Origin of the sequence: Campylobacter concisus (genome assembly GCF_001298465.1) — a bacterium.
GTDB lineage: Bacteria > Campylobacterota > Campylobacteria > Campylobacterales > Campylobacteraceae > Campylobacter_A > Campylobacter_A concisus.
Genome location: NZ_CP012541.1, coordinates 778,934 through 798,450 on the forward strand (window position 1 = coordinate 778,934; position 19,517 = coordinate 798,450).

Annotated in this window: 19 protein-coding genes and 1 pseudogene; 16 read left to right on the plus strand and 4 right to left on the minus strand. The window is 38.1% G+C overall.

Going from position 1 to position 19,517, the window contains the following annotated elements:
• Positions 1-61: 61 nt before the first annotated feature.
• The 3 genes from CCON33237_RS03970 to CCON33237_RS03980 are packed head-to-tail and all read right to left on the minus strand — an operon-like array spanning position 62 to position 2,965.
• Positions 62-1,687 carry a cation:proton antiporter gene (locus CCON33237_RS03970; RefSeq protein WP_054196484.1) on the minus strand — a complete coding sequence of 542 codons (1,626 nt, stop codon included), beginning with the start codon at positions 1,685-1,687 and terminating at the stop codon, positions 62-64.
• A 3-nt stretch (positions 1,688-1,690) separates the two neighbouring features.
• Entirely contained in the window at positions 1,691-2,065 is a 375-nt protein-coding gene (locus tag CCON33237_RS03975; RefSeq protein ID WP_054196485.1) for a heat shock protein transcriptional repressor HspR, read from the minus strand.
• A 3-nt stretch (positions 2,066-2,068) separates the two neighbouring features.
• On the minus strand, positions 2,069-2,965 hold the full coding sequence (locus tag CCON33237_RS03980; protein ID WP_054196486.1) for a DnaJ family protein: 897 nt from the start codon (positions 2,963-2,965) through the stop codon (positions 2,069-2,071).
• A gap of 155 nt (positions 2,966-3,120) precedes the next feature.
• On the opposite strand from CCON33237_RS03980, the gene CCON33237_RS03985 reads away from it, so the two are divergent.
• The 5 genes and pseudogenes from CCON33237_RS03985 to CCON33237_RS04005 all read left to right on the plus strand — a co-directional run bounded on the left by CCON33237_RS03985 (position 3,121) and on the right by CCON33237_RS04005 (position 8,474).
• The gene (locus CCON33237_RS03985; RefSeq protein ID WP_054196487.1) at positions 3,121-4,524 is read left to right on the plus strand and encodes a Do family serine endopeptidase; all 1,404 of its coding nucleotides are present in this window, start codon (positions 3,121-3,123) and stop codon (positions 4,522-4,524) included.
• A gap of 98 nt (positions 4,525-4,622) precedes the next feature.
• On the plus strand, positions 4,623-5,300 hold the full coding sequence (locus tag CCON33237_RS03990) for a response regulator transcription factor (RefSeq protein ID WP_054196488.1): 678 nt from the start codon (positions 4,623-4,625) through the stop codon (positions 5,298-5,300).
• A complete protein-coding gene (locus CCON33237_RS03995) occupies positions 5,300-6,541 on the plus strand; it encodes an ArsS family sensor histidine kinase (protein ID WP_054196489.1) in 1,242 nt (413 codons plus the stop codon). The genes CCON33237_RS03990 and CCON33237_RS03995 overlap by 1 nt, the downstream gene beginning before the upstream one ends.
• A 31-nt stretch (positions 6,542-6,572) precedes the next feature.
• Positions 6,573-7,010 carry a hypothetical protein gene (locus CCON33237_RS04000; protein WP_021090991.1) on the plus strand — a complete coding sequence of 146 codons (438 nt, stop codon included), beginning with the start codon at positions 6,573-6,575 and terminating at the stop codon, positions 7,008-7,010.
• Positions 7,011-7,030: 20 nt separating this feature from the next.
• Positions 7,031-8,474 (plus strand): annotated as a pseudogene (locus tag CCON33237_RS04005) (potassium/proton antiporter).
• Positions 8,475-8,656: 182 nt separating this feature from the next.
• Here the strand turns inward: CCON33237_RS04005 and CCON33237_RS04010 are convergent.
• Complete coding sequence (locus tag CCON33237_RS04010; RefSeq protein WP_054196490.1) at positions 8,657-9,928, minus strand: O-acetylhomoserine aminocarboxypropyltransferase/cysteine synthase family protein; 1,272 nt, start codon at positions 9,926-9,928, stop codon at positions 8,657-8,659.
• A 106-nt stretch (positions 9,929-10,034) separates the two neighbouring features.
• Here CCON33237_RS04010 and CCON33237_RS04015 point away from each other — a divergent pair, with 106 nt between their 5' ends.
• The 11 genes from CCON33237_RS04015 to CCON33237_RS04065 all read left to right on the plus strand — a co-directional run bounded on the left by CCON33237_RS04015 (position 10,035) and on the right by CCON33237_RS04065 (position 19,461).
• Entirely contained in the window at positions 10,035-10,367 is a 333-nt protein-coding gene (locus tag CCON33237_RS04015) for a hypothetical protein (RefSeq protein WP_054196491.1), read from the plus strand.
• Positions 10,364-10,987 carry an HAD family hydrolase gene (locus tag CCON33237_RS04020; RefSeq protein WP_054196492.1) on the plus strand — a complete coding sequence of 208 codons (624 nt, stop codon included), beginning with the start codon at positions 10,364-10,366 and terminating at the stop codon, positions 10,985-10,987. The genes CCON33237_RS04015 and CCON33237_RS04020 overlap by 4 nt, the downstream gene beginning before the upstream one ends.
• A 48-nt stretch (positions 10,988-11,035) precedes the next feature.
• Positions 11,036-11,290 carry a DUF2018 family protein gene (locus CCON33237_RS04025; RefSeq protein WP_054196493.1) on the plus strand — a complete coding sequence of 85 codons (255 nt, stop codon included), beginning with the start codon at positions 11,036-11,038 and terminating at the stop codon, positions 11,288-11,290.
• Complete coding sequence (locus CCON33237_RS04030; RefSeq protein WP_054196494.1) at positions 11,283-11,714, plus strand: hypothetical protein; 432 nt, start codon at positions 11,283-11,285, stop codon at positions 11,712-11,714. The genes CCON33237_RS04025 and CCON33237_RS04030 overlap by 8 nt, the downstream gene beginning before the upstream one ends.
• 10 nt (positions 11,715-11,724) lie before the next feature.
• Positions 11,725-12,618, plus strand: coding sequence for a polyprenyl synthetase family protein (locus CCON33237_RS04035; RefSeq protein WP_054196495.1), 894 nt, complete (start codon positions 11,725-11,727; stop codon positions 12,616-12,618).
• Positions 12,618-13,901 carry a glutamyl-tRNA reductase gene (gene hemA / locus CCON33237_RS04040; RefSeq protein ID WP_054196496.1) on the plus strand — a complete coding sequence of 428 codons (1,284 nt, stop codon included), beginning with the start codon at positions 12,618-12,620 and terminating at the stop codon, positions 13,899-13,901. The genes CCON33237_RS04035 and hemA overlap by 1 nt, the downstream gene beginning before the upstream one ends.
• Positions 13,891-15,591, plus strand: a complete 1,701-nt coding sequence (locus tag CCON33237_RS04045) for a proline--tRNA ligase (protein WP_054196497.1) — start codon at positions 13,891-13,893, stop codon at positions 15,589-15,591. The genes hemA and CCON33237_RS04045 overlap by 11 nt, the downstream gene beginning before the upstream one ends.
• On the plus strand, positions 15,588-16,019 hold the full coding sequence (locus CCON33237_RS04050; protein WP_054196498.1) for an FxsA family protein: 432 nt from the start codon (positions 15,588-15,590) through the stop codon (positions 16,017-16,019). The genes CCON33237_RS04045 and CCON33237_RS04050 overlap by 4 nt, the downstream gene beginning before the upstream one ends.
• Before the next feature lie 8 nt (positions 16,020-16,027).
• Positions 16,028-16,957, plus strand: a complete 930-nt coding sequence (hemC, locus tag CCON33237_RS04055; RefSeq protein ID WP_054196499.1) for a hydroxymethylbilane synthase — start codon at positions 16,028-16,030, stop codon at positions 16,955-16,957.
• A gap of 3 nt (positions 16,958-16,960) precedes the next feature.
• Positions 16,961-17,326, plus strand: a complete 366-nt coding sequence (locus tag CCON33237_RS04060) for an Imm10 family immunity protein (protein WP_054196500.1) — start codon at positions 16,961-16,963, stop codon at positions 17,324-17,326.
• Positions 17,327-17,652: 326 nt separating this feature from the next.
• A complete protein-coding gene (locus CCON33237_RS04065) occupies positions 17,653-19,461 on the plus strand; it encodes a menaquinone biosynthesis decarboxylase (RefSeq protein ID WP_054196501.1) in 1,809 nt (602 codons plus the stop codon).
• Positions 19,462-19,517: the final 56 nt, after the last annotated feature.

Sequence of the window (19,517 nt, forward strand, 5' to 3'; positions counted from 1 at the left end):
TTTTAAAAGATTATTTTAAAACTAGCATAAACTCGTAAAATTCTAGGATAAATTTATACTTTTACGCTCTTATATCATGATCGATTTTGCATTGAAGAGCCTCGTGTACGAGTGTTTTTGCCATGACACGCTCTTCGTTTATTAGGTGAAAATTTTTACCTAACTCACCAAAAATATCTTTATTACCCTCACCATTTATTTTTATTATAGTTTGGGTATTTACGCCGTAGTCTTTTATCTTTTGCGCGATGAGCTCCACTCTTTGCTCATTGTTAACGGTTATAATAACAGCGGCTGCATCGCTTAGGCAGGCATTTTCAAGTGTATGGCTTTGAAGAACGTTACCTAAAAATACATTTTCCCCGCGGCTCCTACCAAGCTCAACTAGACTAATATCATTATCAAGCACAAGGTATAAAAGCTTTGTCTCTTTTAGTCTTAAAACGACTTCTTGTCCAAGTCTCTCATAGCCAAAAACCACGATGTGATTTTTTATTTTTTGTGGCTTTAGGGTTTCATTTGGTTCAACAACGATCTCACGTTCTATGAGGTCAGCTATCGCGTCTAGTTTTTTGAGTATAAAAGGCGTAGCAAACATCGATACAACAGAGGCTGCGATAAAAATTTGAGCAGTTTGTATATCAAGTAAATTTCTAGTAGTCATTAGTCCAAAAACAGCTAGTGCAAATTCGCCTATTTGACAAACACTAAGTGCAGTTTTTGCAGCAACTCTTCGCTTTAAGTAGATGTTTAAGATAGCAAAAACGACAACTGCTTTTATCACCATGACACTAAATACTAGGCCAAGAACAAGCCAGATGTTTGAGATGACGACAGCAAAATTTATCTGCATACCAACGGTTATAAAAAATAGTCCAAGAAGTAGATCTCTAAAAGGAATAAGATCAACCTCGATTTGGTGTTTATACTGTGTCTCTGCCATCATCATACCGGCTAAAAACGCACCCAAAGAGTATGAGAAGCCAAAGAAGTGAGCCAAAGTGCTAGAGCCAACGACCATAAATAAAATCGTAGCTATAAAAACCTCTTGCGAATTTGTTTGAATGACTTTATAAAATATCCAGTTGATGACATATTTACCAAGTAAAAATAGCACAACAATAAGAATAATCGCACTTGTAAATGTCTTTAGTAAAAGCTCATTTATTGAAGCATCTTGCGAGCTAAACATATCTATCATAAGTAAAATAGGAATGACGGCAATATCTTGGAATAGTAAAATTCCAAGTGCTTTTCTGCCGTAAATTTTACTCACATCGCCACTATCATTTAGTGTCTTTAGTACGATCGCAGTTGATGAGAGTGCAAGCGCAAGACCTGCAATAAGTGCCGTTTCGTCTTTTAAGCGAAGGACATAATAAAGCATCACACCCATTATAAAGCCACTTAAACAAACCTGTAATCCGCCATTTAAAAAGACCTCTTTTTTCATGCCCATTAAGTGCTTAAAGCTAAACTCAAGCCCAATGGTAAACATCAAAAATGCGATACCAAACTCGGCAATATGAGAAATTTCATCATTGCTTTTTAGGTTGAAAAATTCTGATATAAGCGTACCTGTTACGATGTAACCGATGATGGTTGGTATCTGAAATTTTTTAAAAATAACGTTTAATGCGACTGAGATCGCTGCAACAAGCAAGAAACCTTCTAAAATTTGTTCCATAAATTATTTTTTACCTTCATAAAAGACTAGATCAAAGCTATTTTTCCTTTTTACGAGCGATCTTTTGGTGCTAGTTTGACTGGTAGCTTCGTGCAATTTTTTATTTAGCTCATCAATAGTTGATTCTAAATCGTCAATTTTTTCTTTCAACTGAAGTATCACATCAACGCCAGCTAAATTTATACCTAGTTCACGGGTTAAATTTAGTATAGTTTTTACGCGATCAACGTCTTTTTGTGAGTAGAGCCTCATCTTGCCATCTGTTCTTGATGGCTCGATAAGTCCCTCTCTTTCATACTGTCTTAAAGTTTGTGGATGTATGCTTAAAACCTTTGCAACAACGCTTATTAAAAAAAGTGGTTCTTCATAATTTTGCATTTTTTACTCCGGTAATTTTTCTTTTAACTCTTTTACTAAGCCTTCATCAAGCTCACTAATATTTGGAAGTTTTACCCTGGCTTTTAAGTAAAGATCGCCATAAATTCCGCTCTTTCTATTTTGCACGCCATATCCTTTTAAACGGATCTTTGTACCTGTTTTTGAGTTTTCGGCTATTTTAATGGTGACATCTTTTTTATAAGTATGTACATCGACTTTTCCGCCAAAAAGCATAGTTTTTAGTGGAATTTCTATATCTTTATAAAGATCGTCTCCGACTCTTTCATATTCGTCGCTTGGCTCAACGCTAATAGCAAGTATAAGATCGCCTTTTTGACCACCAGCGCTCTTGCCTTTGCCTTTTACACGAAGTTTTTCACCACCTTCTATGCCACTTGGAATTTTTATCTTAATGCTTTCGCCATTAAAATTTATCTTATGTTCGCCACCAGTTACAGCTACGTCAAATGGTATAGAAATTTTTGCATTTACGTCTAGATCAGCTCCGCCAAAGCCAAATCCACCACTACTAAATCCGTCAAAGCCTCCAAAATTACTACCAAATCCGCTGCTAAATTTAGCTCCACCACCGCCAAAACCACCTGAGAAGATATTCTTTAAAATTTCATTTAGATCGCCCATATCGGCTGAACTACTAGCAAAGTCGTGGAAATTTTGACCGCCAAACATAGTATCGCCGTACTGGTCGTATTGAGCTCGTTTTTTATCGTCGCTTAAAATTTCATAAGCGGCGTTTATCTCTTTAAATTTATCTTCTGCTCCAGGGTCTTTATTGATATCTGGGTGATATTTTCTGGCAAGTTTTCTATAAGCTTTTTTTATCTCGTCGCTTGAGGCACCCTTTGAAACTCCTAAAGTCTCATATAAGCTTTCACTCATATATTCTCCTTATATTTTTTTGATACGGATTATATCACAAAGCTTTAGTCTATGCAAGTCAAGTTTATTTTTGTTTAATAACAAGAAAAAGTGTTAAGATTTTATTTTTTCACTATATTTATAATTTGCAAAAATTTTTAGTTTAAAGGAAAAAAATGAAAAAGATTGTGCTAATTTCATTAGTAGCAGCTTCTTTTTTAGTGGGGGCTGATATTAAATTTAATGAAGCTAACTCTAATATCACGAGAGTCTCGCCACTTAGCGATAAAAATAGCGTACTTTCTTATTATGACTCGATCGCTCAGGCAAAGCTTTCAGTTGTAAATATTTCAACTACAAAAACGGTGAATAACGCTGGTATTGAGCAGATGTTTAACGACCCTTTTTTCAATGAATTTTTTGGATTTAACTTTGCAAAACCAAAAGAAAAAGAAAAAACTACTTCACTTGGTTCTGGCGTTATTATCTCAAATGATGGATATATCGTTACAAATAACCATGTTATAGAAGATAGTGATCAAATAGTCGTAACTCTTGCAAATGGCGGCAAAGAGTATAAAGCAAAGCTAATAGGAAGTGATCCAAAAACCGATTTAGCCGTCGTAAAGATAGAAGCAAACGGACTAAATGCAATTACTTTTGCAGACTCATCAAAACTACTTGATGCAGACGTTGTATTTGCTATAGGAAATCCATTTGGCGTTGGTGAGAGTATCACTCAAGGCATCGTCTCAGGTCTAAATAAAGATAATATAGGCCTTAATCAATATGAAAATTTTATCCAAACAGATGCTTCGATAAACCCAGGAAATTCAGGTGGAGCTTTGGTTGATAGCAGGGGCTATTTGGTCGGGATAAACTCAGCCATACTTTCAAAAAGCGGTGGCAATAACGGCATTGGCTTTGCGATCCCATCAAATATGGTAAAAGATATCGCTAAAAAGCTGATAACTGACGGCAAGATCGAGCGTGGCTTTATCGGCGTTACGATTGCAAATTTAACAGATGAGCAAAAAGAGCTTTATACAAATAAAGAAGGTGCTTTAATAAGTGGCGTAGAGCAAGGCATGCCAGCAGATGAAGCTGGGCTAAAAAGAGGCGATTTGGTTATATCGGCTAATGATAAAGTTAGCAAAAATGCAAATGATCTTAAAAATTTCATCGGCTCACTAACTCCAAATAGCAGCGTTGATATAACTTACGAGCGATCAAATAAAATAATGAATGCAAAAATTAAGCTTGCAAACGCTGATCATAATTCAAAAGACATAGCAAAAAGCATTATAATCGAAGGACTTAGCGTTAGTAATCTAAGCGATGAGATAAGATATAAATACAAAATCAGCCCAGATACTCAAGGCGTGCTAGTAACTGATGTAAAATCAGGCTCAAAAGCTGAAGACTTTGGCTTTGAAAGAGGTGATGTGATCGTTCAAGTTGGCGAAGAGAGTATAAAAGATCTTCAAACATTTGCAAATACAATCAAAAATACAAAAGGCAAAAAGACACTAGTGTGGATAAATCGTGGTGGTATCATACAAGGCCTTGTTATAAAATAATCATCTAAGAGCTGAAATTTCAGCTCTTATCCCTTTTAAATTTTTAAAACCTTAATCTGCTATAATCCTTAAAAATTAAATTTACAACAGGAAAGATCATGACTAGAATTTTAATGATAGAAGATGATATGGAACTTGCTGAAATTTTAACCGAGTATCTGGAAAATTACGATATCGAAGTGATAACTGCCGAAGAGCCGTATATCGGACTATCTACGCTAAATACAAGTAAATTTGACCTAGTTATACTAGATCTTACACTGCCCGGTATGGACGGACTAGAAGTTTGTAAAGAGATCAGGAAAAATCACAATATCCCTATAATCATATCAAGTGCAAGGCATGATATAACAGATAAGGTAAATGCTCTTGATAACGGTGCTGATGATTATTTGCCAAAGCCATATGACCCACAAGAGCTTTTGGCTCGTATCAAAAGTCATTTAAGAAGACAAAATGTGACCCCTTTAAATGAGTCAAAAAATTTAAACAAAGACTTGGTTTTAAAAGAGTTTGAGCATGAAATTTTATTCAAAGGAAACGTGCTAAATTTAACTGCTGCAGAATATGACATCTTAAAATATCTACTTTTAAAAGAGGGTGGAGCGGTTACTAGAGAGGAGCTTATCTATAACTGTGAAAGCATAAATGAAGATAGCTCAAACAAAAGTATAGATGTTATCATTGGCAGGATTCGCCAAAAACTAAATGAAAATCCAAAAGAGCCAAAATATATCCATGCGATCCGCGGTATTGGCTACAAATTGGTTCTTTGATGCCAAGATCGTCTATTTTTATAACTATAACTTTTATCTTCGGACTCGCACTTGTTTCGATATTTTTAGCCTTTTTGTGGCTCATGGGTTTTGATAAGCAAAACTATACAAGAGAGTTAAATAACAAATACTCAAATGTTGCTAGGACAAATTTGTTTTACATGGGTGGCATCATAAATAAAGCTCAGTATGACCGCCAGCTTTCAAACATCGATATGCCAGAGATCAAAGATGAGAAGAAAAAAGATGAAATTTTAAAGCAAGCAACTGTTTTGGAAGAAATTTCAAGCGATTTAGGATCTAGTGCCATTTTACTTTATGAAAAGCATCACTATCTAAAGATTGAGCATTTAGACGAACTAAAACTTTTAATGGATAAGGAATTTCAGCCTTACAGATACGAGGTGATAAAGGCTGTTTTTCTGGTGGTTGCGGTCATTTTGCTAGGTGCTTACATTTTTGTCATATATAAGATAAAGCCGCTTAGAAAGCTAAAGCGTCAGATCGTGAAATTTGCAAATGGTGAGCTTGATGGCGTACAAAATGTTGGCAACGGCAAGGATGAAATTTCTGAAGTTTCTGAAGCATTTTATGAGGCGGTTTGTCAGATCAAGGCGCTTAATGACTCAAGGCATCTTTTTTTAAGAAACATAATGCACGAGCTAAAAACTCCTATCACAAAAGGCCTAATCGCTGCTCAAATGATAGAGAAAAGTAAAAATCAAGAGAGGCTGATCTCTGTCTTTCACAAGCTTGAAAACTTAATAAACGAACTTGCGGCGATCGAGCAGATAACATCAAAAATAGGGCTTAGTAATAAAACGCCATGTTTTATGAGGGATCTCATCGATGAGGCAATCGATATAGCCATGGTAGAAAAAGAGTGTGTTGGTGTCAGTGAGCTTGATGAGGTTAGGGTGCTTGTTGATTTCAAGCTATTTTCAGTTGCTATAAAAAATATGATAGACAATGGCATAAAATATTCAACTGATAAGCACGTAAATATCGTTGTTAGCAAGGATCATATGAAATTTATAACCCAAGGTGAGAAACTAAAAAATGATCTTGATTTTTATATCCAGCCATTTATTAAAGGAGAGAATGCGCAAAAAAGTTTTGGTCTTGGTTTATATATAGTTAGCAATATACTTGATGCTCATGGACTCAAATTTAGATACGAATACAAAAACGGAATGAATGTCTTTGTTTTTGAAAATTTACAAGATATAATAGTGACTTAAATAAAACATAATAAACAAAAGAGGGCTAAAAATGGCAGCAAAAATTTTCTCACCAGTTGATATCTTATCAATAATAGATCTTGAAATAGCTTTTATAAATCGTTATAAAAATGTAAAAGATTATGCAAAAAATTTATCTTTGATATATTTTTCTTTGCCAAGCACTAAAGAGTATAGTGAACTATTTGAAAAATTTTTAAGACAAACTGACGTCGTTGTAAGAGAGAACGAACATTATGTGGTCGTGCTTCATGGAACAAATGAAAGAGGAGCTAGCGAACTATTATCGGGTATTCAGGAGTTTTTAAACGCTGAGCCAATTGATTTGATTGTAAGCTATCCAAAAGATGGAAGAAATGCTAAAGAGCTTACTACTAAGCTTCAAGATGAGATAAAAGATAATTATGGCGTATTGCTTGAAATGCTTTCAAATCAAGAAAAATTTGAAGCTTTTGAAAGTATGATTTAATATAATTTTGTGGAGTTTATTTGGAGAATTTACTACTATTTTTTGCAGTTTTGCTTATAACTAGCATTCTTTTAAGTAAGATCTCTGATAAATTTGGAATTCCATCTTTAATAATATTTTTAGGTGTTGGCATGCTGGCTGGCTCAGATGGGCTGCTTGGCGTAAATTTTGACGACCAAGTAATTGCTCAAAATGTCGGCATGCTAGCACTCATATTTATACTTTACGCAGGTGGGCTAGATACTGATTTTGCAGCGATTAAACCTATTTTTGCTAGAGGTTTAGCGCTTGCTACACTTGGCGTTTTCTTAACCGCGCTAGCTATCGCTCCAGTAGCAAAATATCTGCTTGATTTTACTTGGGCGGAGGCCTTTTTACTAGGCTCCATTATCTCTTCAACAGATGCAGTAGCGGTATTTGCCATACTAAGAGCTAAGAAAATTTCACTTAAAAATAGCATTGCGCCATTGCTTGAACTTGAATCTGGCTCAAACGATCCAATGGCGATATTTTTAACTATGACGATCATTCAAATGATCTCACTAAATAGCACTCCAAGTGCGTCAGAGTGGGCGATCACACTTGTTAAGCAGTTTGGCATAGGTATCGCTATGGGCTATTTATTTGGCGTTGCTTTGCCAGCTATCTTTAATAGACTTCGCCTAAAAAGCTGGGGCCTTTATCCAGTTTTTTCTATCGCTTGGATATTGCTTTTATACACACTTTGCTTTAAGGTTGGCGGTAATGGCTACCTGGCTGTTTATATTGCTGGAATTTTTATAAACAAAAAAGAGTTTTCTCACAAGAAAAATTTGGTCGGTTTTCACGGCGGTATCGCTTGGGCGATGCAAATAGTTGTCTTTTTAACACTTGGTCTTTTAGTAAATCCTTCCGAGCTTCCAGCAACGGCACTAATGGCGCTTGTTTTGGCCTTGTGGCTTATGTTTTTTTGCAAGACCACTTGGTGTTTTTGCGTCGCTTGCATTTTCAAAATTTAAGATAAATGAGCAAATTTTTATCTCTTGGGTTGGACTAAGAGGTGTTGTGCCAGTGGTTCTAGCTACCTATGTTTATGTAGATGGCGTACGTGATGCGGATATGATTTTTAACATTATATTTTTTATGGTTTTGATTTCGATTTTGATACAAGGCATGTCGCTTGGCTTTGCGGCTGATAAATTTAAGGTTAAAGAGAGTGAGCAAGAGGATATTAAGCCGGTAGAAAACTCTCCGATCTTAAGCTACACGCTTCGCCAGCATACCATCCACTATGGCTCAAAACTAATTGGCAAAGATTTGGCTCAGCTTGAGCTTCCAACTGAGTTTTTAATAATCCTAATAAAGCGTAAAAACGAGTATCAAAAGCCAACTGGCTCAACAATCTTTGAAGAAAATGACTTACTGCTAATACAATGCGAAAATCAAGTGCTTTATCAAGATACGGTTAAGTATTTGACATATTAAATTTATGCTATTTCACCAATAAAATTTTTATAAAACATATTTGGTAAAAAGCACAACCGTATATACCTCTATAATGGGCGGTAGATTTTTAATTTGAATTTGTCTTGCAGCCAAGTTCAGACAAGGTATTTAAAATTAGACTAAAATTTAAATTTCTAGCCCAAAATGAGCTAGAAATTTTATTATTCTAAGGCTTGAGCTAGATCAGCTATCAGATCCTCGGCGTTTTCAAGGCCTATGCTAACTCTTATTAGCTCTTTTGTGATGCCAGCTTTGATGAGCTCTTCGCTACTTAGTTGTTGGTGAGTCGTTGAGGCTGGATGCGTGACGAGCGACTTTGTATCGCCGATATTTACAACGATCTTAAAGAGTTTTACGCGCTCTAGCATCTTTTTTGCGCGCTCAAAGCTATCGGTTTCAAAGCAAAATAGCCCGCTAGCCATGCCGTCTTTAAAGTATTTTTGAGCCTTTGCGTGATCTACGTTGTCAGCAAGCCCGGGATATGCCACGCTTTTTATATGCTTGTGAGAGTTTAGAAATTTAGCCACTTTTAGCGCGTTTTGTGAGTGTCTCTCAACCCTAACAGCAAGCGTTTCTAGCCCTTGTATAAGCTGCCAAGAGTTAAACGGAGATATTACAGCGCCGATGTCGCGCACGATAGCAAGTCTCATTCTTAGTGTGTAGATGTCAAAACGATCCGTCATATCAGCATAGACGATGTCGTGATAGCTCGCATCTGGCACATTAAAATGCTCATATCTCTTGTTGCCTTTTAGCTTTTCGTTTAGGTGATTTGCACTTACGACCACACCTGCTAGGCTAAGGCCCTGACCGCTCATATATTTGCTCGCACTATGTACGCAAACATCGACACCGTGGCGAAGTGGCTGAAAGATGATAGGCGTTGGCACGGTGTTATCAGTGATGCTGATAATGCCATATTTGTTTGCGATCTCTACGATTTTCTCGATATTTGGGATAGAAATTTGCGGATTTGAGAGCGTTTCAAAAAATATAGCTCTAGTTTTATCATCTATAAAACTCTCCAGATCATCAGCTGTGTCGCTGTCAAAGACTCTAGCTTCTATGCCAAATCTTTTCAGTGTGTGGGTAAAAAGCACCGTCGTGCCGCCATAAATTTTCTTAGCGATGATGATGTTATCGCCTGCTTGGGCTAAATTTATTATGCTGTAAAACAAAGCTGACTGACCGCTTGCAGTCGCTATCGCAGCGGCTCCGCCTTCAAGTGCGGCAACCCTTTTTTCAAAGATGTCTGTTGTTGGATTGCCAAGTCTTGTGTAGATGTGGCCGCCATCTTTTAGATCAAACCTAGCAGCCGCAGTCTCGGCGCTTCCAAAGTCATAAGCCGTGCTTTGAAAAATAGGCACAGCCATCGTGCCAAAGCCCTCGTTTGTGTCGTAGCCTACGTGGATCGCAGCGGTTTCTTGCTTCATTTTTGCTCCTTGTTTGGTAATTTTGGCGTAAATTATACATTAGCAAAGCCAAAATTTAGGGGATAAAGTCAAATTTTGATATAATTTGCCAAAAAAAAGGAAAAATTTGAACCAAGTCACGGACAAATTTAAGCGTGTAAAATATCTTCGTGCGCTAGAAAAATTTGCAAAATCAGCAATAAACGGGCTAAAAAGAGATGACTTTGACGAGACTGAATTTCGCCAAAGAGTTGAGAAAAATGCAAAAGTCATCGAAAAAGTCGAAGCTGTCTATCTTGATCAGCCATACTCAAAGGCACTAGAAAATTTTATAAATTTGCTTATCAAAAATGCTTCAAAAGATGAGCTTCTAAAGGCGGCAAATCTACTTGATAAGCTAAAAAATCAAAAGACATATAAAAAAGAAAAACATAAAAATAAATTTAAGGATGAGGATTGAAAGTAGTTATTTTTGATATGGATGGCACCGTGATCGATAGCGGCGAGGCGATATATAAAACGGTGAATGAAGTAAGAGATGAGCTAAATTTGCCGCCACTTGAAAAAGAATTTATCATAAAAGCGATCAACGAGCCAGGTAGAAATTTGGCCCTTGAGTTTTACGGCATCGACACGCCAAGCAGGAGCTTAAAAGAGGGCTTTGAAGAGAAATTTAAGAAATTTTACGATGAGTGTGCGAGCACGTATGAGGGCGTAAAAGAGCTTTTGCAAAAGTGCAGAGATGCTGGCTACAAAGTCGTTTTGGCAAGCAATGCACCACACGATACGCTAGAGAAAATTTTAAAGAAAAATGAAATTTATGAGCTATTTGACGAGGTTATCGGCGCTAGCAAAGAGATACCGCAAAAGCCAGATCCTGCGATGCTTCATCTAGCTGTTAGTAAAACTAAAGCTAACAAGGCGATCTTTGTTGGAGATAGCCTAAAAGACGAGCTAGCTGCCAAAAATGCAAATATGCCTTTCTTGCAAGTTAGCTGGGGATTTGGCGAGGAGAGCAAAACTGCGACCTATAATGCCAAAAATGTTGGTGGGGCGTGGGAGATAATATTAAATTTTTAACTTAGTTTTAATTGGCTATAATCTTAAGAAATTTTCAAAGAAACAGTGATGATAGATATATTTGAGGGCAGTGCGAGGGATAAATTTTATGACATTTTGTTTAACGCAAATGCCGTTTTGGTTAAAAACGAGATAGATAAAATTTTTGAGAAATTTGTGGCTCTTAGCGAGCTTTGCGAGAGGCATGGCATTAACGAAGATGAGGTTGCAAATTTTGTGGCTAGCGAACAAGATAAAATTTATAATGGTTTAAATGACCTGTATATTGGGCTTAGTGGAGAAATTTTAAGCCAAAATGAGTAAGATTTTTGCACTCATTGCTTTGCTTGTTGCTCTTATTTTTGCTAAGGAGCCAAATTTTGACCCAAGTGCAATTCACACATTTGAGCTTAAAAAAGATGAGTGGGCGAGGGTTTTTATAACTGAAAAACGAACTCAAAGGGTCGAGACATTTGACTTTCGTTGGACGCTATTTGATAGCACAAATATTACCGTGCAAAGCTTTTTTAGGCGCTATCCAAGGCAGATGGTCTTTTCGCTAAGACAAGGACAAAACACCTATATGCAGCGAGTTTTGCCTGATTTTACGATGCCGCCAAATGAGAGCGTAAGCCTTTATATATCATTTATTGACTTTAAGGATAAAAAGGCGCATTTTAGGGTAGCTTTGCTAGATGAAAGCAAGCGCGTGGATGTGGGTTTTAGAGATCCAGATGAGGCTAAATAGAAGGATAAAAATGGATAAAATCGATGAAATAATGGGTAAATTTATAAGCGAGCTTGGCTGCAAAGAGGCGTTTGAGATGTTTTTAAAGATAAGCTCAGGCAAGAAGCTGCGCTCAAAACTTCTTTTAAAGATCGCAGGAGAAAGTGAAATTTCACTTAAACTCTGCGCTATCATCGAGCTTATTCACCTTGCAAGCTTGCTTCATGACGACGTCATAGACGAGGCAAATATAAGACGAGGCAAGCCAAGTATAAATGCACTTTATGGCAGCAAAAACTCAGTCATGCTAGGCGACATCCTCTACTCGAAGGCTTATTTTGAGCTTACAAAATTTGATCCAAACATCGCAGCTATCATCTCAGACGCAGTAAGCAAGCTAAGTATCGGCGAGATGATGGATGTAAAAATGGCTGAAAATTTTAATGAAAATGAGCAAGAATACTTAAAAATGATCTACTATAAAACAGCTGTTTTGATAGAAGCCACGGCTATTTGCGGGGCGAAGCTAGCTGGCAAAGATAGTGAGAAATTTGGAATTTATGGCAAAAATTTAGGTCTTGCATTTCAGGTCGTTGATGATATATTAGACATAACTCAAGATGAAAAAACGCTTGGCAAGCCAGCACTTAATGACTTTGTCGAAGGCAAAACGACACTTCCTTACATTTATCTTTATAAGAGCTTAGATGAAGCTGGCAAAGCAAAACTTAGATCGCTTTGGTCAAAGAGACTAAACGCAGGTGAAATTTCTTGGCTAAAAGAGGAATTTATTAAGACAAATTCGCTTCAAAAAGCGGTTAATGAAGCAAAAAGGCTTGGAAATGAAGCGATAGAAGCGATAAAAGAGTATAAAAACGCCGAGCTTGAAGGGATCATAAAAAGCATGATAGATAGGGAATTTTGATGCACTATTTAGATATAAGTTTTACATATAAAAATACTGATATTTCGGTTAGAGAAAAGCTTGCATTTGATAGCGATGAGAAAAAAGAGCAAATTTTAAAACTACTAAGGTCAAACAAAAGTATAAACGAATGTATGGTTTTAAATACATGCAACCGCGTCGAGATAATTGCAAGCGTTAGTGATCTAGAAAGTGCAACGACGCATGCGTTTAGATGCATGTCTGTATTTTCAGGTGTTTTTGAAGATGAGCTTTATGAAAGGGCTGATATTTATGAAGATAGCGGAGCCGTGCACCACCTCTTTGCCGTGGCAAGCTCGCTTGATAGCCTAGTCGTCGGCGAAACGCAGATCGTTGGCCAGCTAAAAAATGCCTTTAAATTTGCTTACGATAGCTCAGCTTGCGGCGAACAAATCAGTAAAATCATCCACTATGCATGTAAATGCGCTGCTAAAGTTAGAAACGAAACTCAAATTTCTAAAAACCCGATCTCCGTTTCAAGCGTTGCTGTGGCAAAAGCAAAAGAAATTTTTGGTACGCTTGAAGGAAAAACTGCTATCGTTGTAGGCGCTGGCGAGATGGGCGAGCTAGCAGCAAAACACCTAATCTCAAGTGGCGCAGAGGTGATCATCATAAACAGAAGCTCCGAGCGTGTTGAGCAGCTAGTTGATAGTCTAGGAGATAACGCTAGCTGGGATAGCATTTTAAAATTAAAAGAGTATGTAAATAATTACGACCTAATATTTTCAAGCACCGCAGCCCCGCACGCTATCATCACAAACGCCATAATCGAACCAAGAGAATTTCATAGATACTTTTTTGATATTGCCGTACCAAGGGATATTGATCTTATAAATACAGAATTTATTAGCGTCTATACGGTCGATAGTTTAGAAGAGATAGTAAGGAAAAATTTAGCCCTAAGAGAGGAGCAAGCACAAAAGGCTTATTCTATCGTAGGTCAAAGCACAAGCGAATTTTTAAAAATTTTAAAAGAAGATATGAGCGTTCCACTCATAAAATCGATCCGCAAGCAAGCTGAAATTTGTGCTAAAAATGAGCTAGAAAAGGCGATAAAAAAGGGTTATTTAAAACATAGCGACTTTGAGGAGGCGCAAAAGCTCATCCATCAAGTCTTTAAGGCATTTTTGCACCAGCCAACTATGAAGCTAAAAGGACTTGCAGACGAGGAGAGAGCGAGTGAGCTTTCAAATGGAGTTAAATTTTTATTTGACATACAAGATGAACAAAATTTTCAAGCAGGAGATATAGATGAAATTTAGTAAATTTTACGCCCCAACGACCAAAGAAGCACCAAAAGACGCATCTTTGCCAAGTCATCAGTTTTTGATCAGGGGTGGATTTGTCGAGCAATTTGGCTCCGGACTTTACAACTATCTGCCGCTTGGAAAGATCATGCACGATAAAATTTCACGTGTGGTAAAAGAGGAGATGGACGAGGCTGGCGCGCTAGAGGTGAGCTTTAGCGTGGTTACTTCAAGCGAGCTTTGGAAACAAAGTGGCCGCTACAACGTCTTTGGCAAGGAGCTTTTGCGCTTCAAAGATAGAAAAGAAAATGACTTTGTACTAAGCCCAACAAACGAAGAGGCAGCCGTTGCCTTGGTGCGTGGCAAGGTTACTAGCTATAAGCAGCTGCCATTAAATTTATATCAGATAAATACTAAATTTCGTGACGAAGCAAGACCACGCTTTGGCTTGCTAAGAGGTCGTGAATTTACGATGAAAGATGGTTATAGCTTTCACTCCAGCAAAGAGGATCTAAAGCGTGAGTTTGATCTTATGGAAGCAACTTACAGCAAAATTTTTACTCGTCTGGGGCTAAATTTTAGAGCCGTTGAGGCTGATAGTGGAGCCATTGGCGGTAGCGGCAGTAAAGAATTTATGGTGCTTGCAAGTAACGGAGAAGATGACATCCTTTGCTGTGAGACTTGCAAATACGCTGCAAATATAGAGGCTGCTAGAAGAAAAGCTAGAACAACCGATGCTGAAGCACCAGAGGCTGACGCGGCTAAATTTAAAACGCCAGATACAAAGACTATAAAAGGTGTGGCTGAGTTTTTTAAAGTTAGCGAGTTTTACTGTATAAAAGCTGTTATTAAAAAAGCTATTTATGAAGACAAAGAAGAAGTTGTGGTCTTTTTCGTAAGAGGCGATGACGAGCTTCAAGAGACAAAGGCACAAAATGCTTGTAATGCGCTCGAGCTTGTCGATGCTAGCGAAGAAGAGATTATAAAAGCTGGGCTTGTGGCTGGATTTTGCGGACCAGTTGGGCTAAAAGATGTAAAATTTTACATAGACAACGAGCTAAAAGGCGCAAATAATATGATATGTGGTGCCAACGAAAAGGACTACCACTTTGTTGGCGTTAGCGTTAGCGGATTTAACAAAGAGAGATTTAAAGATCTTATAAAGGTAAAAGAGGGTGATAAATGCCCAGTTTGCGGCGGAAATTTAAAACTTAGCAAGGGTATCGAGGTAGGCCATATCTTTCAGCTAGGCGATAAATATTCAGCTGCGATGAACGCGACATATCTTGATGAAAATGGCAAAGCAAAGCCATTTTTGATGGGCTGCTATGGCATTGGCATCAGCAGGCTGATCGCTGTGATGATAGAGGCTAGCCACGATGAGAAGGGCTGCATCTGGAAAAAAGAGTGCGCGCCGTTTGATGTGGAGATCATCATCTCAAATTTAAAAGATGAGGCGGGCGTGGAATTTGCATTTGAGCTTTATGAGAGCCTTAAAAAAGCTGGCATTAGTGTTATCATCGATGATAGAAACGAGAGATTTGGCGTTAAGATGAATGATTTTGAGCTTATCGGCTTTCCTTACGCGCTACTTGTGGGTAAAGAATTTGCAAATGGCAAGGTCGAGTTTATAACAAGAGATGGTTTAAGTAAAGAAACGATCGGTGTAAACGAAGCCTTTAAAAAGATAAAAGAAAGCTTATGAGATTTTTTGCATTTTTGTTTTTTTTGATAGAAGCGATATTTATCTATCTTTTTGTTGATAAATTTGGCTTTTTAAACTACTTTCTTGAGGTGCTTGTTTCTGGATTTGTGGGTATCGCATTTCTTTTAAATGCTGGATCTTCTAGCTTAAATTTGCCTCAAGTGGCGTTTAAAAGCTTTCTTGGTGGAAATTTATTTAGTCAGTTAGGACTTAGCTTTGGTGGAATGCTTTTATTTTTGCCAGGAATTTTAACAGATGTTTTTGGCATAGCTGTAGTCGTTTTTTCTTTAGTGTTTAAGAAAAATGCAGCCAAAAACGAGAGTTATCAAGAGTTTAAATTTCAAAATTTTAGCGAACAAAGTACTAAAAAAGATGATGGCGAGATCATCGACGTTGAGGTTATAGAAGAGCCAAAAAGAGTAAATTAGGAGAGATGATGAAAGAGATAAAAATAGCAACTAGAAAGAGTATCTTAGCGCTTTGGCAAAGCGAGCATATCAAAGCTAGAATAGAATCAAAACATAACGATATAAAAGTTGAGCTTATTGGCATGAAGACAAAGGGCGACGTGATCCTTGATACGCCGCTTGCAAAGATCGGAGGCAAAGGGCTTTTTACAAAAGAACTTGAAGATAGCATGCTAAAAGGCGAGACTGACATCGCAGTACATAGCCTAAAGGATGTGCCAGTAGTCTTTCCAGAAGGACTTAAACTTGCAGCGATTTGCTCACGCGAGGATACAAGAGATGCGATGATAAGCGAGAAATTTTCTAAATTTAGCGACCTACCACACGGTGCAAAGGTTGGTACAACGAGCCTGCGCCGCAAGATGCAGCTACTTATCATGAGGCCTGATATTGAGATCATCTCGCTTCGTGGAAACGTGCAAACTAGACTTAGAAAGCTAAAAGAGGGCGAATTTGACGCGATCATTTTAGCGATGGCTGGCATAAACCGCCTAAATGTCAAGGCTGAAGTGGCACATATCTATACATTTGGCTTTGACGAGATGATACCTGCGATGGGTCAGGGCGCTCTCGGGATAGAAGCTAGAGATGAGAAGAAAATTTTAGATGAGATCTCTTTTTTAAACGATAAAAATGCGGTTATAGAAACGACCATAGAGCGTGACTTTGTAAGCGTTTTAGAAGGCGGCTGCCAGGTACCAATTGGCATAAGCGCAAGGCTAAAAGGTGATGAAATTTCTATCGATGCGATCGTTGGTCTGCCTGATGGAAGCGAGTTTATAAAAGATAGCTTAAAGGTTAGCAAAGATAAATTTCAAAGCGTTGGCAAGGAGCTAGCTCATAAATTTATAGAAAAAGGGGCGAGAGAGCTTTTAAAACGCGCTGAAGAGATGGCTTAGAGTGTGTTTGAGCTAAAATTTAAAGCAAAAGCCCTAACCGCTACTAAAAATAGCAAAGACAACTACTATATGATCGGTCTTGCAGACGACAAATACGACTACAAAAACTACATAATCTTTCAAAGACCGATCAAGCTCAAAAAAGATGACGACGAAAACGCCGACATAAACGGCATATACGCAGAGTGCAACGGCGACGTTTGCTACAACGCTTGCAAATGCGTAACTATCACTGATAAAACTATCATTTTTGAGGTGCAAGATAGCCTCATTTGCGTAGATACCGAGGATGTAAAGCTTAATGAGCGCTTTATGAAATATAGCAAAGAGATATTTGGCAAACTGCTAAAATGTAGCATATCGAAGTAATTAATAAAATTTACTGCCGTTTTTAAAACTGCGATGCCATCTAGCGTTTAAAAAAATTGTAATGAATCACTTTGGAAAAGACGTAAGTATGCCGGCCATGTGTGGCTGTGCGTTGAGCACTAGTTTGCGGACGTTATGACAATGGAGTATAAATTTAGTGCTTGTGTCTATTTAAACGGCGAGGCAATACCGCAAAGACTGCTTCCGAAACAGCGATCGATACTCTGATAGCTATCGGTGCGTTCGGCAAATAATAAATACCCGCTTTGCTTCGCCTTTTTCAGCTATTTTTGGCTAAAATCGCCCAAAAATCAAAAAGGCGAAATATGGACTACATCAAGCTTTTAAAAGAAAATAATCTACTTCGTGTTATCGACGAGCCAACAGATATTGATCTTGAGATCGCGCACGCTAGCTACATCGAGGTCAAGCGTGAGGGCTCGCAAGCGCTACTTTTTAAAAACCCAGTTTGTAAAAAAACTGGGCGTAAATTTGCCCCTGTGCTTACAAATATCTACGGCTCAAAACGTGCGCTTGAGCTTATCTTTGGGCTAAAGCCTGATGAGATCGCAGCCGAGATAGAAAAGCTTTTAAAGCCCAGAAAACCAGAGAATTTCAAAGAAAAGCTTGATTTTTTAGCCTATCTTTTTAGTATGAGAAAAATTTTCACTAAGAGATTAAAAGGCGAGGGCGAGTGCCAGCAGGTCAAATTTATAGGCGAGCAGGCTGATCTTTTTAGCCTGCCTGCGCTAAAAACATGGCCGCATGACGGAGGCGCTTTTATCACGATGGGGCAGGTCTATACGCAAAGCTTGGACGGCTCTTTGCAAAATTTAGGCATGTATAGACTGCAAATTTATGACAAAAATCACCTTGGCATGCACTGGCAAATACACAAAGACGGTGCAAATTTCTTTCACGAGTACAAGCGTGCAGGTAAAAAAATGCCCGTTTCAGTAGCTATTGGTGGCGATCCGCTTTATATTTGGTGCGGGCAAGCACCGCTTCCAAAGGGAGTTTTTGAACTTTTGCTTTATGGTTTTATCCGCAAAGAGCCAGCCAAACTTGTAAAATCCTTAACGAATGAAATTTGCGTCCCGCACGATGCAGACTACGTGATAGAGGGTTTCGTGGATACTACTAAGAGCGAACTCGAGGGGCCATTTGGCGATCACACTGGCTTTTATACACCTATCGAGCCTTTTCCGGTGATGGATGTAACGGCGATAACTAGCAAGCGTGAGCCGGTATTTCACGCAACTGTGGTTGGAAAGCCACCACTTGAGGATAAATATATGGGCTGGGCGACTGAGCGGGTTTTTTTGCCGCTTTTACGAACGACCGTGCCTGAACTACTGGACTACAATATGCCTGAAAATGGCGTTTTTCACAACCTAATCTTAGCTAAGATAAATACGCTCTATCCAGCTCATGCAAAGCAGGCTATGCACGCATTTTGGGGTGTTGGGCAGATGAGTTTTGTAAAACATGCCATTTTTGTTGGAGCCGATGCGCCTGAGCTTAAAGATTATGATAAATTTACTAGCTTTGTTTTAAATCGTTTTGGTAGCCAGAGTGTGTTAATAAGCCAAGGTGTGTGCGATCAGCTTGATCACGCTAGTCCAAATTCGTGCTTTGGCGGCAAACTCGGCGTAGATGCGACGCAAGACTTTTGTAAATTTAGCCCTGCGGTTTTAAGCGACAGCGAGCTTTTGGCTAAATTTCAAAGTATAGCACCAAATATAAAAGAGCTTAGGCAGTTTAAAACGGATACCAAAACGCCTATTTGTGTGGTGAAATTTGAAAAAGATTGTGTGGTAAAAGAGCTTTTTGACAAGCTTTTGACATTTAGAGAATTTTTCAAACTCCTTATCGTTGTGGATATGCAAAATCACCTTGAAAACTCATATATGCTACTTTGGCGTGTGACAAACAATATCGATGCTTTGCGTGATATTTTCATAGATGGTGAAAATTTCTGCGTGGATGCAACGAGCAAGGACGAGCTAGAGGGATATACGAGAGGCTGGCCGTTACAAACTGATTGTGACCGCGAAGTAGTTGCTGATCTAGTTAAGCGCGGCATAGTAAAAAATGAGCCAGAGTTATTTAAAAAATTTGAAATATTTGGATAGCTTTGAGGTGCTCAAGCAAATTTATAAATTTTGCTTTTTGCTGCGGATTTGAAATT